Origin of the sequence: Nonomuraea sp. MTCD27 (assembly GCF_041950495.1) — a bacterium.
Taxonomy (GTDB): domain Bacteria; phylum Actinomycetota; class Actinomycetes; order Streptosporangiales; family Streptosporangiaceae; genus Nonomuraea.
The window spans coordinates 34,370-49,885 of the sequence record NZ_JBGNUW010000009.1; the positions used below are offsets into that span (position 1 = coordinate 34,370).

General features: G+C 72.4%; 13 protein-coding genes and 1 other RNA gene. 11 read left to right on the plus strand and 3 right to left on the minus strand.

Annotated features, from left to right (window positions below; all coding sequences use genetic code 11):
- Positions 1-186 precede the first annotated feature (186 nt).
- Positions 187-570, plus strand: a transfer-messenger RNA (tmRNA) gene (gene ssrA, locus ACBJ59_RS25970).
- Between the two features lie 137 nt (positions 571-707).
- Here the strand turns inward: ssrA and ACBJ59_RS25975 are convergent.
- Complete coding sequence (locus ACBJ59_RS25975; RefSeq protein WP_375112859.1) at positions 708-1,580, minus strand: hypothetical protein; 873 nt, start codon at positions 1,578-1,580, stop codon at positions 708-710.
- A gap of 224 nt (positions 1,581-1,804) precedes the next feature.
- On the opposite strand from ACBJ59_RS25975, the gene ACBJ59_RS25980 reads away from it, so the two are divergent.
- From ACBJ59_RS25980 to ACBJ59_RS26000, 5 genes are all read left to right on the plus strand, one after another.
- On the plus strand, positions 1,805-2,698 hold the full coding sequence (locus tag ACBJ59_RS25980) for a hypothetical protein (RefSeq protein WP_375112860.1): 894 nt from the start codon (positions 1,805-1,807) through the stop codon (positions 2,696-2,698).
- Positions 2,695-3,306, plus strand: a complete 612-nt coding sequence (locus ACBJ59_RS25985) for a hypothetical protein (RefSeq protein ID WP_375112861.1) — start codon at positions 2,695-2,697, stop codon at positions 3,304-3,306. Before ACBJ59_RS25980 ends, ACBJ59_RS25985 begins: the two co-directional genes overlap by 4 nt.
- Positions 3,307-3,414: 108 nt before the next feature.
- A complete protein-coding gene (locus tag ACBJ59_RS25990; protein ID WP_364119307.1) occupies positions 3,415-4,245 on the plus strand; it encodes a phosphatidylinositol-specific phospholipase C/glycerophosphodiester phosphodiesterase family protein in 831 nt (276 codons plus the stop codon).
- Positions 4,246-4,395: 150 nt separating this feature from the next.
- A complete protein-coding gene (locus ACBJ59_RS25995) occupies positions 4,396-5,904 on the plus strand; it encodes a hypothetical protein (RefSeq protein ID WP_375112862.1) in 1,509 nt (502 codons plus the stop codon).
- On the plus strand, positions 5,901-7,067 hold the full coding sequence (locus ACBJ59_RS26000; RefSeq protein WP_375112863.1) for a hypothetical protein: 1,167 nt from the start codon (positions 5,901-5,903) through the stop codon (positions 7,065-7,067). The genes ACBJ59_RS25995 and ACBJ59_RS26000 overlap by 4 nt, the downstream gene beginning before the upstream one ends.
- Here the strand turns inward: ACBJ59_RS26000 and ACBJ59_RS26005 are convergent.
- Positions 7,012-7,419, minus strand: a complete 408-nt coding sequence (locus ACBJ59_RS26005; protein WP_364119299.1) for a hypothetical protein — start codon at positions 7,417-7,419, stop codon at positions 7,012-7,014. The genes ACBJ59_RS26000 and ACBJ59_RS26005 overlap by 56 nt on opposite strands.
- Before the next feature lie 99 nt (positions 7,420-7,518).
- On the opposite strand from ACBJ59_RS26005, the gene ACBJ59_RS26010 reads away from it, so the two are divergent.
- From ACBJ59_RS26010 to ACBJ59_RS26030, 5 genes are all read left to right on the plus strand, one after another.
- Positions 7,519-8,481, plus strand: a complete 963-nt coding sequence (locus ACBJ59_RS26010) for a GlxA family transcriptional regulator (RefSeq protein WP_375112864.1) — start codon at positions 7,519-7,521, stop codon at positions 8,479-8,481.
- A 48-nt stretch (positions 8,482-8,529) separates the two neighbouring features.
- Positions 8,530-10,191, plus strand: a complete 1,662-nt coding sequence (locus tag ACBJ59_RS26015; protein ID WP_375112865.1) for a protein kinase — start codon at positions 8,530-8,532, stop codon at positions 10,189-10,191.
- A 19-nt stretch (positions 10,192-10,210) separates the two neighbouring features.
- A complete protein-coding gene (locus tag ACBJ59_RS26020; protein WP_375112866.1) occupies positions 10,211-13,132 on the plus strand; it encodes a BTAD domain-containing putative transcriptional regulator in 2,922 nt (973 codons plus the stop codon).
- A gap of 73 nt (positions 13,133-13,205) precedes the next feature.
- Positions 13,206-13,805, plus strand: a complete 600-nt coding sequence (locus tag ACBJ59_RS26025; RefSeq protein ID WP_375112867.1) for a hypothetical protein — start codon at positions 13,206-13,208, stop codon at positions 13,803-13,805.
- The gene (locus ACBJ59_RS26030) at positions 13,789-14,331 is read left to right on the plus strand and encodes an OmpA family protein (RefSeq protein WP_375112868.1); all 543 of its coding nucleotides are present in this window, start codon (positions 13,789-13,791) and stop codon (positions 14,329-14,331) included. The genes ACBJ59_RS26025 and ACBJ59_RS26030 overlap by 17 nt, the downstream gene beginning before the upstream one ends.
- Before the next feature lie 62 nt (positions 14,332-14,393).
- Here ACBJ59_RS26030 and ACBJ59_RS26035 read toward each other — a convergent pair whose 3' ends face one another.
- Complete coding sequence (locus tag ACBJ59_RS26035) at positions 14,394-15,515, minus strand: S1C family serine protease (protein WP_375112869.1); 1,122 nt, start codon at positions 15,513-15,515, stop codon at positions 14,394-14,396.
- Position 15,516: the final 1 nt, after the last annotated feature.

Genomic DNA, 15,516 nt, shown 5'->3' on the forward strand with positions numbered 1-15,516 from the left:
GGAAGTCCTGCCGTCCGGACCGGCTCGACCCTGCCGGTCGGCCCCCGGGAGCGCGTGCTGCTGTGCCGCGCTCCCGGGGGTTTCGCCACGTCCGGCCACGGGGAATTAAGTTGGCGTTGAGGGCGTTGTCCCGTGTACATTCATGTTGCTCTTCCCCTCTCGGGGGGATGGGTTGACAACTGCACAGGGGGTGACTGGCTTCGACTTTGACCTTGCATTTCAGGTGAAGCGGGCCGAGGACTGCGGACATAACCTCGTTAATCCTGTGACCGCAAACAACAAGTGCCAATTCCAAGAGCACTGTGGCGGCCAGGTCTGACCTGGCCCTCGCTGCCTAAGTAGCGAAACCACTGTCAGCCCGGGAGTGCCTTCGGCCCGGGGTCTGGCATCGCTAGAAGGCTCAACCGTTCGACCCGGCCACGGGGAAGATCGGGAAACTAAACAGTGGCTGAGCCCGTCGGCGACTCGCCTGCGTGATCGCCGGGGCTGAGAAAAACACAGCAGGCTGCGCCCGGAGAAGCCCTGACTTGGGGTTGAAGGACGCGGGTTCGATTCCCGCCACCTCCACCAACAGCGGCGGTGTCCATGTGGACACCGCCGTTTTTGCGTTGCGGCCGCGCGTGCAGCGGTCCCCGCTGACCTGCACTATCGTGGTGCTGAGTCCGGCACACTGATCCTGTGCCGGACTCAGCACCCGATGGCCCGATCTAGCCCTTGCGCCAGATCGCCGCGAAGACGCCGCCCTCGGTGTCCAGGATCGCCGGACGATAGCCCAGCACCTTCATCTGCGTGGCCTTGGCCGCGTAGGCCAGGCGCGACAGGTTCAGATATTCCTTGCCGGCCGTGCCCGTCCTGCTCCACACGGTGGTGTAGAGCTTGCCGGGCTCGACGGCCATGAGCACCGGGTGCAGGCCCTGCTTCGCCTTCGCGAGGAGCTCCTGCCCGCGCTGCTCCACGGTCTGCCCCAGGGTCACCTGTACGGTGCCCGTGGCGGCTCCCACGATCCAGACGGCCGCGTAGAGCGGCTTCTCGACCGTGCCGTACACGTCGAGGGACGCGAGGCTGTAGCCGGCGGCGGTGAGCTCGGCGTTGACCTTCGTGAAGGTCTCCTTGGTCAGGCTGAGCTCCGACTTGGCGAGCCCCTTGACCTGCTCGAAGACCACGGCGAAGACGGCGTTCGCGCCCGTCCCGGTGCCGGTGATCATCGCGGGCCGGAAGCCGGCCTTGAGCTGCTCGGCGACGGTCTTCTGCAGGTTGGTGGCCGAGAGGCCCTGAAGGACGTTCACCTTGCGGGTGGTGTCCTTGACCCACACGGACGAGTACTGCGGGTTGGCCGCGTTCGTCACGCTCAGCGCGGCGGGAACGTAGCCCTTGCCGAGAAGCTGCTTGACCTTCTGCAGCAGCTGCGTGCCACTGAGCGCGTCAAGGCTGAGCCAGTCCAGCGGCAGGTTGTGGTTGGTGGTGTGGATTGCGGTGGTCTTGGCGGGTTCTGCGACCGCCGGGGAGGCGATGGCCAGCAGGGGAGCGGTGGCCGCGGCGAGTGCCGTGGTGAGGGCGACCATCCTCTGTGAGCGCCTCATGATCCTCCTAGGGGGTTAAAGGTTGTCCTGATTTTTGGACAAGTAGGGACCATAACAGAGGATGAGGGACAGTTGACCAACCGTCACTGAGATCGCAACGTTCCTGTGTCAGGAGCCCCCGGCGTTACGCGGCGAGAGGTTTCATGCCCAGAGTGTGACCGTAGGCGCCATACATGTGCTTAGGTATTGCTTTGACATTTCTTGTGGCGGAGTGGGGTTGAAGGGTGTCAAGGTACGACTGGCGTCACTCGGTGTTCGCGCCCGTGGTCGCGCTGCTGGTGTCCGCCGTGCTGCTGCTGGCCGGGGCGGTGGAGGCGGTGCTCGAGTTCGTGGGCGCGACGACGGCGCCCGTGGCCGCGGAGCTCGTGGTGACGCTCGTGATCGCGGTGTTCCTGACCACCGTGCTCAGGATCGTCAGGGCCGTACCTGACATCCGGCGGGAGAGCGCCGCGACGGCGCGGGCCGTGGCGAACGTCGGCGGGGTCGACCCGGACGGGGACACGCTGGTGGCGCGGCGGCTCAAGCTGTTCAAGGAGGCCGCCGAGGCCGGGAACGACTGCGAGTCGGTGCTGAGCGCCCGCTCGGCGCTGGACGAGAGCGAGATGGCCAACCGGCACCACCTCGACCACGCGCTCATCTGGGCCCTGCCGGTCTTCGGGTTCATCGGCACCGCGCTGACCATGGCCGCGATGGTGGGCTCGTTCTCGAACGCGCTGGACAGCCGGGGCGACCCCGGTGTGCTGATCACCGCGCTCAAGCAGCACGTGCTGCCCGAGCTGGCCTCCGCGTTCGGCGTCACCATGATCGCGCTGTTCCTGAGCGTGCTCGCCTTCGGCGCGATGGCCCTGGTCGAGCGGGCGGAGCGGGCCGCCGTGGTGGCCGCCGACGAGGTGTTCCTGATCTACATCGCGCGCCTTCCCGCGCGGCAGGCAGGGCCCGTCGCGCAGGGGCTCACGCGGGAGCTGGCGCACGTGCAGGGGCTCACGCAGGAGCTGGCGCTGTCGAGGGACCGGACGGAGGAGCTGGTCAAGGGTCTGGACGCGCTGCGTACGGCGATGGATCGGCTGAGCGCCGCCGAGAGCCGGCCGCAGAAGTACACCCTGGTGAGGGAGTCGTGAGGAGGCGGCCCCCCAGGTCGTTCGCGCCACCGCTCGACCTGCGTTTCATCGACCTGTTCATGGCCATCGTGCTGGCGCTGTCCTTCGTGGCGATCATGCTGACGGTGGTGGCGCGGATGTTGCCGACCGAGGACGCCGCGCCACCCGCGCAGCGGCAGAAGAGCGTGGCCCAGCTGGAGCGCCGGCTGGACGCCGCCGTACGGGCGCAGCGGCAGGCCGAGGCCGAGCTGCGTGCCACGCGGGAGCAGATCGCCGACCAGACCGCGTTCGCCCTGCCCTGGTGGCTGATCGGCTTCTGCGCGCTGCTCGGCGTGCTGGCCGTGTTCATGAACTGGCGGGTGCGGCTGTGGAACAAGGGCAGCCTGCCGCGGCTGCGCAGCTGGCTGATGGTCACGGTGGTGGTGGCGGTGGTCACGGTGGTGATCAGGTCCCTGAGCGACGGCCAGGGCTACCTGCTGCTGGCCGAGATCCCCTGGTGGGCCGCCGACGTCCTCTGCCTGGGGCTGCTGCTGGTCGCGCACGTGCTGATCTCCGACATCCGCGACCGGCGGGCCGCGCTGGGCCGGATCAGGACCCGGTCCGTACGCCCTCCGGTGCCGGAACGGTGACCCGCCGGGCGAGCCGGGCACGTCGGCTGTTCAGCGGAACGTCACTCCTGTCACACTTTTCCCCCATAGCGTGGCACGCGTCCTGAATATCCCCCTTAAGGAGATGCGATGTTGCGTCGCGCCATGGGTGTGCTGGTCGCCGCCGGAGCCCTGCTCCTGACGGCCGTTCCCGCCTCGGCGGCCGTCCAGCCCCTTCCCCGTGCCCACGCGCACAACGACTACGAGCACGAGCGCCCGCTCCTGGACGCCCTCGACCACGGGTTCACCAGCGTCGAGGCCGACATCTACCTCGTGGACGGCGAGCTGCGCGTCGGGCACGACCCCGAGGACCTGCGGCCCGGACGTACGCTGCAGTCGCTCTACCTCGACCCGCTGGCCCGGCTCGTACGGCATGGGAGCGTCTTCCCCGGCAGCCGTCAGCAGCTCCAGCTCCTGGTCGACATCAAGAACAACGGTGCCGCCACCTACACCGAGCTGGACAAGGTGCTGCGGACCTACCGCAAGCTGCTCACCACCTACCACAAGGGCAAGGTCAAGCCCGGGGCGGTGACCGTGGTGATCAGCGGCGACCGGCCGCGCGACCTCATGGCGGCCCAGGAGCGGCGCTACGCCTTCTACGACGGCCGCATGGCCGACCTGGGCCAGGGCAACCCCGGCCTGATCCCGCTGATCAGCGACAACTGGACGAACCACTTCACCTGGACCGGCACGGGCGAGATGCCGGCCGCCGAGCGGGACAAGCTGCGGCAGATCGTGGCGACCGCGCACCGTGACGGTCAGCGGGTGCGCTTCTGGGCCACCCCCGACGTGGCCGGGCCGGCCAGGGACGCGCTGTGGCGGGAGCTGGTCGCGGCGGACGTCGACCACATCAACACCGACGACCTGGCGGGGCTGGAGCAGTTCCTGCGGGCGAACGACCGCGGGCGCGCCGCCGCGTAAATCTTGTCGCGTGGGGGTGAACGCCCCGGTAAGGTCCGGAACCAGACTGGCCGCGGGACTCCGGTACGACTTCCGGAAACCGCCTTGAAAGCGATGCTTCGCAGCTCGTGCCCCCATTCCCCGGCCAGTCCCCGACCCCCGGGGGAGCCGATGGAGACCTACGCGGACCTGATCGAGTGCGAGGACCTGCTGCTCTTCGCGAACGCGGCGATCACCTCGACCGGCCAGCGCGAGTTCCACAGCGCGGCCGGCGAGCAGCGGCTCTCCCTCGGTTTCCTGCACAGCTACATCCACGGCAACTACCCCGACCTGTACGCCGCGACGCTGGCGCTCGACATCAACGACCACAACGCAGCCCTGATCATCGCCAACCTGCTCAGGCAGAAGGGCGGCACGGACGACGGGCGGCTGATCGCGTGGCGGCTGGGGCGGATGAGCCCGCCCCGGGCCTACCGGCTCTTCGAGCGGCTGCGGCGTGACGGCGTCAACAACCGGCGCACCCGGGCGCTGATCCGCGACTGGCTCGCCGGGCGGCCCGACCTGGCCTTCGACGCGGTGAAGTACCGGGCGGCGGTGAAGTCGGCGGTGCGGCACGCGCACCTGCGCCCGGCGGGCGAACTGGGGGACTTCCTGTTCGCGCCGTTCAGCCGGGCCCGGTACGACACGCCCGTCCTGGAGGCGTGGCGGCGGGCGCACTACGACAAGCGCGCCCTTTACGAGCTGCCGTACACGGTCGCCGAGGGCTTCGCCGCCCGGCACGGCATCAGCCGGGAGATCTTCCTCGAGGGCATCGCGCCCAGGCTGACCCGGCTGGAGCGGCTGCGGCTGGCGGACTCGGCGGAGCGCGACGGTGTCCGCACCGAGGCGGACCTGGCCGCGCTGCCGCTGGTCAGGGTGGCTTCGTACGTGCTGTCGCTGGCTGCCGGGGTGCGGGCGCTTCGGCGGGCCGAACTGGACGCGGCGCTGCGGGCCGCGGCGGCCCGGGCGGCCGGGGCGCGGACCGGCACCTGGGGGAACGTGGCGGCGGTGCTGGACGACAGCTTCTCCTCGTTCGGCTCGCCGGTGAAACGCCGGCGGCCGCTCGCGGTCGCGCTGGCCTGCCACTACCTGCTGAAGGCGCTGGCCGGCCGCTATCGCGGGCTGTGGTTGTCGCGTGGCGTGGATCCGCTCCAGGCGCGGCCGGCCGGGCCCACGCCGCTGGGGAGCCGGATCATCGACGCCCTCGACGAGCGCCCCGACCTGCTGGTCATCGTCTCCGACGGCTGGGACAACGCGCCGCCCGGGCTGGCGGCCGAGGTGCTGCGCGTCTGGCGGCGCAAGCTCGACCCCGCGGGCGAGGTCGGCATCGTGCACGTGAACCCGGTCTACGACGCCGGGCAGTTCGACGTGCGGCGGCTGTCGCCGATGGTGCCGACGGCCGGCATCCGCGACGCGGAGGACCTGCCGGCGCTGGTGGAGCTGGCCAGGTTCGCGGAGGGGCGGACCGGGCTCGGGGAGTTGCGGGCCTACCTGGCGGACCGCGCGGTCCCGGCTGATCAGGCGGCTCGGGCGGCTCGGGCGGATGGGAAGGCTCGGCCGGATCGGGTGGATCCGGCGGCGCGGGTGGATCGGGCGGACGGGATGGATCGGGCGGACGGGGTGGATCGGGTGGTGGGATGATGATCGACCTCGCCGGGCTGGACACGCGGCCCGCGCAGACCTGGGGCGCGATGCGGCTGGTGCCGCTCGTGCGCCGCGAGCCCGTCGAGGACCTGCGGCTGCACGCCAAGGTGTACGGCGACGAGGTGTCCGTGGTGTCCCTGCCGGACCGCACGTACTACATCGCGTACGTGCCGCACGCCTTCGTCGCGTCGTGGACCGGCGACGGCACCCCGGCGGCGGCGTACGGGACCCAGCTCGGGGAGCCGCTGCGGCACATGTGCGTCAGGACGCGGCGCCGGATGGCCCGCCGGGTGGACCGGAACCGGCTCCGGTTCCTGCCGCTGCACCTGGCCGTGGAGGGCTTCCTCGCGTTGCACTTCGGCGGGCCCGAGATCGCGTGGGAGGAATGGTCGCGGCGGGCGATCGCGCACGGCCTGTCCCCGTGGGCCGAGGACGCCTACACGGGTGCCGAGGTGCGCGGGCTGGACGACGCGCTCAAGGTGTTCGAGATCTACCCGGGGCAGTGCGGGCTGCTTCTCTACACCGGTGACACGCTGGCCAGCGCCTTCGTGGTGCCGCATCCGGAGGACTACCGGGCGCTGCACCCGATGCTCATCCGCGACCTGTACGGCGAGCTGGTCCACGAGTACGCCCTCTTCTACCCCGCCAGGGACTTCCCCGCAGTGATCGACGAGACGGAGGTCTCCTCGCTGTCCGACCTGCGGGCCCAGGCCGAGCGCCAGGAGCGGGAGTGGGCCGGGTTCCACGACTCGGTGATGGCGGCCGGGCTCCTCCGCGCCCCCGCGCGGGTGGAGGAGGTCTACCGGATGGGTCGGTACACGCTGAGCCGCTTCCTGCCGTCGTTCGAGCGGAAGAGCGAGAACCACATCGGGGAGACGATCACTGACGGGGACGGGCGGCTGGCGTACCTGAAGACGTTCCGGCTGTCGGAGGCACAAAGCCGGCGTGGCCACCTGCTGAGCGAGCTGGCCGCGAACGGCTGGAGCCTGCCGGACACCGCCGCCGCTCTCCGGACCAGCGTGCCCCAGCTGGGGGTGCGGCTGGAGCGGGCCGGGTTCGGGTACCTGCTGCGGCAAGACGTGCTCGACGGCTACCGCAAGGCGCTCAGTGAGCGCACCCGGCGTACTCGTCGAGACGGCGCAGCATCGCCACCAGCATGAGCGGGAACATGGCCACGTGCGAGACGATCATCAGCCCGCCGCCGTCGATGACCCCCAGCCACAGCAGGGGGAAGAGCGGCACGACGGGCGCGAACATGACCGCGCACATCTCCAGCGTCGGGGCCCAGCCGTGGCCGCGGAAGCGCATCCACGCGGCCATGCCGACGGACATGTTGAAGGCCATCGAGAGATACCAGAGCTCCGGCTGCTCGGCGTGGGAGACGCCGAGGCCGACGGCGGACTGGAGCGCGCCGAGCGCGAACATCCCGACGAACATCGCGATGATCATCTCGACGTAGTGGAGGGCGAACCTGCCCCAGCGGCGACCGGTGTTCGTGGTTGTCGTTGTCATGCTCCGACTGTGTCGGGGCGGGCCGCGGGGAGCCAAGGGAGTCGGCCGAGGAGGTCCGGAAACTTGGGTTCTGCGTCCTTCGACCCTACAGTCGGTGGCATGGATGTGCGGCGGGTCGTGGTGGTGGCGTACGAGGCGGCGGAACTGCTCGACATCGCCTGCGTCACCACGACGCTGGAGAGCGCCAACTGGCACGGCGCGCAACCGTACTACGAATACCGCGTGGCGACCCCCGGAGGCCACCCCATCACCACGGGCACCGCGCTGATCCTGGAGGCCCAGCTCGCCCTGGAGCGGGTCACCGGGCCGCTCGACACGCTGCTGGTGTCGGGCGGCATCGGCCACGAGGACGCCGCCGACAACCCGCTGGTGGTCGGCCACGTGCGCCGGCTGGCCCGGGAGAGCCGGCGGGTGGCGTCCGTCTGCACGGGATCGTACGTGCTCGCCGCCGCCGGCCTGCTCGACGGGCGGCGCGCCACCACGCACTGGAACCTGGCGCAGACGATGGCCGCCCGCTACCCCGACGTCGTCGTGGACCCCGACCCGATCTTCATCCGCGACGGCAACGTCGCCACGTCCGCGGGGATCACCGCGGCCCTCGACCTCACGCTGGCCTTCGTCGAGGAGGACAACGGCACCGAGCTGGCCAGGGCCGTGGCCCGGAACATGGTCACCTACCTGCAGCGGCCCGGCAACCAGGCGCAGATGAGCATGTTCGTCAGCGCGCCCTCGCCGACGAACAGCCTGGTCAAGCGCACCCTGGAATACATCGGCGCCCACCTGCGCGACGACCTGAGCACCTCCGCGCTGGCCACGGAGGCGGGCGTCAGCGAGCGGCACCTGACCCGGCTGTTCCTCAAGCACCTGGGGCAGACGCCCGGCCGCTACGTCCGGCAGGCCCGCACCGAGGCCGCCGCCCACCTGCTGGCCTCCACCTCGTTACCGATGGCGGCGGTGGCGGTGCGCTGCGGGTTCGGCACGGCGGAGACGCTGCGGCAGGCGTTCATCGACCGGTACGGCATCCCGCCCTCCCGTTACCGCCTCACGCAGGCGGCCGGGTGAACCGGTTGGTCTGATGGGACATGCCGCGATCTGGCTAATGTGTCTGCGATGAACGGTGACCGGGTCATTGGCGGGTACGCGCTGCGGCGCCTGCTCGGCCGGGGCGGCATGGGCGAGGTGCACCTCGCGACCACGCCCACCGGCGGGCTGGCCGCGGTCAAGCTCATCCACCCGGCGCTGGCCCGGGATCCGGCGTTCGGGCGGCGGTTCGAGCGGGAGGTGGCGGCGGCCCGGCGGGTGGCCAGGTTCTGCACGGCGCCGGTGCTCGACGCCGGGATCGACGGGGGTGTCGCCTACCTGGTCACCGAGTACGTCAAGGGGCCCGACCTGGCCCAGGCCGTACGCGAGCAGGGGCCCCTGTCGGGCGGGAACCTGGAGGCGCTGGCGGTGGGCATCGCGACCGCGCTGAGCGCCATCCACGGCGCCGGCGTGATCCACCGCGACCTGAAACCCTCCAACGTGCTGCTCTCGCCGCTCGGGCCCCGGGTGATCGACTTCGGCATCGCGCAGCTCGTGGACCACGACAGCCTGGCCAGCCAGGCGATCCTGGGGACGCCCGCGTTCATGGCGCCCGAGCAGGTGCGCGGGGAGCCGCTCACTCCCGCCGCCGACGTGTTCGCGTGGGGCGGCGTGATCGCATTCGCGGGGACGGGGCGGCTGCCTTTCGGCGGCGGGGCGCCCGGCGAGGTGCTGTACCGGATCGCGCAGGAGGCGCCCTGGCTGGACGGGCTGGACGAGGGGATCCGGGGAGTGGTGGAACGGGCGCTGGCCAAGGATCCCCGGGCGCGGCCGACGGCCCACGAGCTGCTGGGGGAGCTGGTGGGCGGCACCCGCCTGGCGGCGGCCACCGAGGTGGTGGAACGCACGTGGACGGGCACCATCACAGCCGACCTGCGTCCCGGCGTCACCGCCCCGGAACCGCGTCCCGGCGAGCCCGGGGCCATCCCCTCGAACCCGCGTCCCGGTCGGCCCGGTGCCGCTGCTCCGAGCCGGCATCCTGGCGAGGCCGGGGACGGACCGCCGGGTGTGGGTGTGCAGGAGGCCGGGGCGGGAGCCGGTGCGGTGCGGCGTGGGCGGCGGTGGCCGTGGGTGGCGGGGGGTGCCGTGCTGGTGGTCGCCGTGGTCGCGGCCGTCACGGTGCCGGTGCTCTCGCAGGAGACCTGGCCGTACGAGGCGGGCTTCGGCGACTCCTGGTCCGTCGGCGCGTCCGGCGGCGGTGACGCGCGCCTGGACGGCTCCGGCTACGAGCTCACCGTCAAGCAGGGCTGGCGGCTGTGGAAGTCGGCCCCGGTGCGGGAGCCGGAGGAGGGCGTGATCGTCAGCGCGAAGGCCACCCTGGAGGAGGGCGCCGGGGAGTACGGTGTGTGGTGCCACGGCTCGGCGAGCTCCGGAGATCGTTACGAGTTCGGGGTGAGCGGCGCGGGCCAGGTCTCGATCGTCAAGCGCCGTACGGGCACCGGGGGCAAGGCCCTGTACGGCCCGGCGGACGCGCCGAGGACGGCCGCCAACCGCATCGTCGCGGAGTGCGGCCAGAGCGGTCAGGGGGTGCGCCTACGCATGTGGCTGAACGAACGCCTGGTCGCCGAGGTGTCCGACACCGACGCCCCCTACGGACCCGATCGGGCGGGGGTGCACGCGGCCTCGGGCACGGGTGAGCCCATCCGCGTCCGCTTCGAGTCCTTCGCCGTCAGACCGGCGACCGGCGCGTGAGGCCGGCGAGCCGGTGAACGTGCGATTCGGTGTCCTCGGACCGCTGCGGATCGACGGCGGGCAGGCACCCGGCCCGGCCAAGCACCGTACGTTGCTGGCCGCGCTGCTGCTGTCCGCCCGCGAGCAGGTGCCGGTCGACCGGCTGCTGTCCGTGGTGTGGGACGACCGGCCGCCGGCGTCGGCGGAGTCGGTGCTCAGGGTGTACGTCAGCGCGTTGCGCAAGGTCGTGGACGGGATCCGTACCGTGCCCGGCGGTTATCTGCTCGACGTGGAGCGGGAGGACGTGGACTGCCACCGGTTCGAGCGGCTGGTCGCCGAGGCGCGGCGGGCGCGGGCGGCGGGCCGGGTGGCGGAGGCGGCCGACGGGTTCAGGGCGGCGCTGGGGTTGTGGCGGGGGCGGGCGCTGGCCGACGTCGAGTCGTCGGCGCTGCTCCGGGCGCACGGCGTACCGCTGGAGGAGCTGCGCCTGACCGCGCAGGAGGAGCGGGTGGAGCTCGACCTGCAGCTGGGCCGGGGCGCGGAGGTGGTCGGCGAGCTGCGGGCGCTGGTCGGGGCGCACCCGCTGCGCGAACGTGCCTGGGTACGCCTCATCGAGGCCCTGCACCAGGCCGGGCGCAGGTCGGAGGCGCTCGGGGCCTATCAGGAGGCGCGGCGGACGCTGGTCGAGGAGCTCGGGCTGGAGCCGGGGGCCGAGCTGGCGGCCGCCCACCAGCGGGTGCTGGACGGGACGGGCGGGCGGGTTTCGCCGGTTGACGAGCTGCCGCCCGACATTTCCGACTTTGCCGGGCGGCGGCCGGTGCTCGACTGGATCGCCGGGATGGCCGGTGAGCGCGCCTCCGCGCCCGTACACCTGGTCCTGCACGGCCCGCCGGGCTGCGGGAAGTCCGCCCTCGCCGTGCACGCCGCCACCGCGCTCGAACGCCCCGACGGCCGCCTGTACGCCTCCCTCGGGGCCCGGCTGCCGGGCGCCGTGCTCGAAGATCTGCTGCGCTCGCTCGGCTGCCCGGACGGTGCGGTGCCGCCCGCGCTGGACGACCGGGTACGCCTCTACCGCAGCACGACGGCCCGCAAGCGGCTGCTCGTCGTGCTGGACGACGCCGCCGACGAGGCCCAGGTGCGCCCCCTGCTGCCCACCGGGCCCGGCAGCCTCACCCTGGTGACGAGCCGGTCGCCGCTGGCCGGGCTGGAGGCGGCGCGGGCGTACGAGCTGGGGCTGCTCGACGAGGACGAGGCCGTGGCCCTGCTCGGCGGGGTGGCCGGGCACGAGCGGGTACGCGCCGAGCCCGAGGCCGCCCTGCGCATCGTCCGGCTCTGCGGTCACCTGCCGCTGGCCCTGCGCATCGCCGGGTCCCGGCTGGCCAGGAAGCCCGGCTGGACGCTCGACCACCTCGCGGGGCGGCTGGGGGACGAGCGGCGCCGGCTCGACGAGCTCAGCGCCGGCGACCTGGCCGTGCGGGGCAGCCTCGCGCTCGGCTACCGGGGCCTGCCGGAGGCGGAGCGGCGGCTGCTGCGCGGGCTCGGCGCGCTGTCCGCGCCCGACTTCGCGTCCTGGGTGTTCGGGGCGGACCTGGAACCGCTGGCCGAGGCGGGGCTGCTCCAGTCGCGCGGCCTGGACGAGGCGGGTCAGGAACGCTACGGGTGGCACGACCTGACCCGGCTCTACGCCGCCGAACGGCTGGCCGAGGAGGACGGCGGTCCGGCCGGCGTGCTGGCGGCCAGGGCGGGCGAGATCCTCGACCGGGCCCGGCGGGGCTGGGCGTCCCTCCTCCCCGCCGAACCCGGCACGGGCCGCACCGAGGTCCACCCGCCCGAACCCGCCTCCGACCCGGACGGGCTCTGGCGGGAGGCGACGGGGGCGGGTCCCGGGCTGGAGACGGGGTGGCTGCGGCAGGAGGCGCGGTGGCTGGGCGCCGAGCGCCGGTTCCTCGTCGCCACCGTCGCGGACTTCTTCCGGGCCCGGCTGTACGAGGCCGCGTGGCGGCTGGCCTTCTACCTGACCCCGCTCCTGGAACTGGGCGCCCACCACGACGACTGGCACGCCACGACGGCGACCGGGCTGGACGCGGCCAGGGCGGCGGGGCACCGGCACGGGGAGGCGCTCCTGCTGCGCGGCCTGGCCGACCTGCACCGGGCCGAGGGCCGTCTTGAGGCCGCCGCCGCTGCGTTGAGAGCGGCCCAGCCGCTGGTGGAGGGGCTGGAGCTGGCCCGCATCACGCTCCGCCTGGGCCTGGTCCAGGCCGCGACGGCCACCGGCCCGCACGCCCGGGAGACGACCGGCCCGCACCCGCAGTGGGCCACGGGGTCGGGCGCGGGCGATGCACGGGCGGGTGCGGGGGGTGTGCGGTCGGGGCGGGTGCGGGAGGCTGAGCGGGCGTTCGTGCGGGCCTTGCGGGTTTTCGAGGAGGCCGGGGACCGGCGCGGGCGGGCGGACGCCCTGCGTGCGCTCGGCGCGTTGCTCGGCGACGAGGGCCCGCTGAGCGAGAGCCTGGCCGCCTACCAGGACCTGGGCGACCCGCGAGGCGAGGCGGAAGCGCTGCTGGAGCTGGCCAGGCTGCATCTCGCCGCCCGCCGCCACACCAAGGCCCGCGAGTGCGTGGAGCGCAGCCTTCGAATCAACCGCCGCCTCGGCGACCGGTTGCCGGAGGCGGTGGCGCTGCTCGTACTGGCCGAGATCGCCGGGCTGGAAGGCGCCCCCGAGGCGGCCGAAGGGGCGGCGCGGGCGGCGCTGGAGACGTTCACCGCGTACGGCGACCGCAGGAGCGCGGCGCGAGCCCGGCTGGCGCTCGCCCGGGCCGCACTCGACCTCGATCACCTAGATCGGGCGGTTGAGACCCTGATGCGAGCTATGGGAGAGTTTGACGGCCTCGGCGACGAACACGGCAAGGCCGAGGCCGAACGGCTCGTGCGGGAAGCCGATAGGCGGCGTGGTCAGCGGATATAGCGGACTATGCACATCCTGAAGGTCGCTTCCGTACGGTGAGGGACACATTCCCGACGACGAAGGTGACCACATAATGCGAAAGACGATCGCGCTGGCTGTCGCGGCCGTCGCGCTGACGGGATGCGGCATGATGCCCGGCCAGCAGGGCGGAGGCGGCGAGGAGCGGCAGTCGCAGGCCGCCGCGGCGACGGAGGGTCAGCCGGCCGACCAGCAGACCACCGCCCCGGCGGAGCAGCAGCAGACCGCGCCCCCGCAGGACACCAAGGTGATCGCCAGCCGCGAGGTCAAGGCCGGCTCGGGCGACACGTACGGCAAGGCGAAGGTGGAGATCACCGCCCTCAAGCGCCAGGGGCGCACGGTCAGCCTCAACTGGACCGTCACCGCGACCGACGGCAAGGTCAACATGCACAACGGCATGGGCAGTGCCGTCCTGGACTTCACCGTCTCGGGCGTCTCCCTGATCGACCCGGTCAACGCCAAGCGCTACCGGGTGGCCCGCAACGGCACCGGACAGGACGCGGAGTGCGTCTGCTCCGGCACGCAGGGGCAGTTCCTGGAGTCGGGGGAGGCGGTCACGCTGTACGCGGTGTTCGCGGCGCCACCGGCGGACGTCACGAAGATCAATGTCGAGATGCCGATGATCGGCGTGCTCACCGATGTTCCGATCTCTTAGCGTCGCGCTGACCCTCGTCCTGTCCCCGACCCCCGTGCCGTCCGCGCCCTCCGACGCGACGGGCGCGGTGGAGAACCTGGTGCTGCCCGTCGAGGACATCATCGGCGAGGTCGAGTCGATGGACGGCACCGAGAGCGAGACCAAGCAGGGGCGGCAGGTGACGGTGGCGGTGACCAGCGACGTGCTGTTCGCGCTGGACAAGTGGCAGCTCACCGCCAAGGCCCGGCAGCGGCTGGCGAAGGTGGCCGCGAAGGTCGAGGCCGAGGCCGCGGGCGGGGTCGTCAAGATCGAGGGGCACACCGACGACCAGGGCACCGACGCCTACAACGTCACGCTGTCGCAGAGGCGCGCGCAGGCCGTGCAGACGGTCATGCGGGGGTTGCTGACGACCGCGGGCGTGACCCTGGAGGCGAGCGGGTACGGCGAGAGCCGGCCCAAGTGGCCCAACACGGTCGAGGGCAAGCCGGTGGAGAAGAACCGGGCCAAGAACCGCCGCGTCGAGATCGTCTTCACCGCCAAGCAGTGAGCCCGCCAGGCGGTGAGCCCGCCAGGCGGCGGGCCCCTGAGCGGTGAGCGCCCCGCCGGGCGTCAGTCGCCCTGCAACTGCCCCAGCCGTACGTTGATCGTCTGTGTCGTCCCGTCCGACCGGAGGACCCCCACCCGGGCCCGGTCTCCCGGCCTCAGGGTCGTGATGGTCTCGGCCAGGAGTGCCATCGTCGGCGTCTTCGTGCCGTTGATCGAGACGATCACGTCACCGGGCCGGATCCCGGCCTTCGCGGCGCCGCTGCCCGCCTCGACCGTGACCACCCCGACCCCGCTCGGCTGCCCGTCAGAGCCGATGACCGTGCTGCCGCGGATGCCCAGCGCGGCCCGGTGGCTGTTGGTGACCTTGCCATCCTTGACGATCTGGCGGGCGATGTCGGTGGCGGTGTTGCTCGGGATCGCGAAGCCGATGCCCGGTGCGGCGCCCCCGCCCAGGTCGGGGTCGGTGGCCGCGAGCGTCGGGATGCCGATCACCTGCCCCGACAGGTCCACGAGGGCTCCGCCGCTGTTGCCCGGGTTGATCGCGGCCGAGGTCTGGATCGCTCCGGCGATGGTGGCGCCGGGAGAGCCGGGGTTCTGCGGTTCGGTGACTGTACGGCCGAGGGCCGAGACGATGCCGTTCGTCACGCTGCCCGACAGGCCCAGCGGGTTGCCCATGGCGAGCACGATCTGCCCCACCCGCAGTTTGGACGAGTCGCCGAACCGCGCGGGACGCAGCCCGTCGGGCCGCTCCACTTTGATCACCGCCAGGTCCCCGGCGGCGAAGGACTTGACCAGCCGGGCCGGTCGAGGGGCGCCGCCGGTGGCGATGGTGACGTTCATCTCCTTGGCCTGGCCGACCACGTGCGCGTTGGTGACGATGTGGCCCTTGGAGTCGAACACGATGCCGGAGCCCAGCCCCACCTTCGTGGTGATCTGCACGATGGACGGCAGGACATCCGTGATGACCCGCTCGAACGCCGCCTCCAGCGCCTGAGGGGAGGCCGTCGGTGAGGCCGGCGGCGTCGTGCCCGGGGTGGCGGGCCCCGTGGTGGTGGGCCCCGTGGCAGTCGGACTCGTGGCGGTGGGCACGGGGGACGGCGTGGCGGTGCCGGTGGACGTGGGAGGAGGCCCGCAGCCCGCGACCAGTACGGCTGCGGCGGCCAGTCCCGCGACGATCTCCCTCATG

Excerpts from the sequence above, each read along its gene's own strand:
- ACBJ59_RS26035 (WP_375112869.1), bottom strand. The coding sequence starts at position 15,515 with ATGAGGGAGATCGTCGCGGGACTGGCCGCCGCAGCCGTACTGGTCGCG.
- ACBJ59_RS25995 (WP_375112862.1), top strand. The coding sequence starts at position 4,396 with ATGGAGACCTACGCGGACCTGATCGAGTGCGAGGACCTGCTGCTCTTC.
- ACBJ59_RS26030 (WP_375112868.1), top strand. The coding sequence starts at position 13,789 with ATGTTCCGATCTCTTAGCGTCGCGCTGACCCTCGTCCTGTCCCCGACC.
- ACBJ59_RS26010 (WP_375112864.1), top strand. The coding sequence starts at position 7,519 with ATGGATGTGCGGCGGGTCGTGGTGGTGGCGTACGAGGCGGCGGAACTG.
- ACBJ59_RS26015 (WP_375112865.1), top strand. The coding sequence starts at position 8,530 with ATGAACGGTGACCGGGTCATTGGCGGGTACGCGCTGCGGCGCCTGCTC.
- ACBJ59_RS26025 (WP_375112867.1), top strand. The coding sequence starts at position 13,206 with ATGCGAAAGACGATCGCGCTGGCTGTCGCGGCCGTCGCGCTGACGGGA.
- ACBJ59_RS25990 (WP_364119307.1), top strand. The coding sequence starts at position 3,415 with ATGTTGCGTCGCGCCATGGGTGTGCTGGTCGCCGCCGGAGCCCTGCTC.
- ACBJ59_RS25975 (WP_375112859.1), bottom strand. The coding sequence starts at position 1,580 with ATGAGGCGCTCACAGAGGATGGTCGCCCTCACCACGGCACTCGCCGCG.
- ACBJ59_RS26005 (WP_364119299.1), bottom strand. The coding sequence starts at position 7,419 with ATGACAACGACAACCACGAACACCGGTCGCCGCTGGGGCAGGTTCGCC.
- ACBJ59_RS26000 (WP_375112863.1), top strand. The coding sequence starts at position 5,901 with ATGATGATCGACCTCGCCGGGCTGGACACGCGGCCCGCGCAGACCTGG.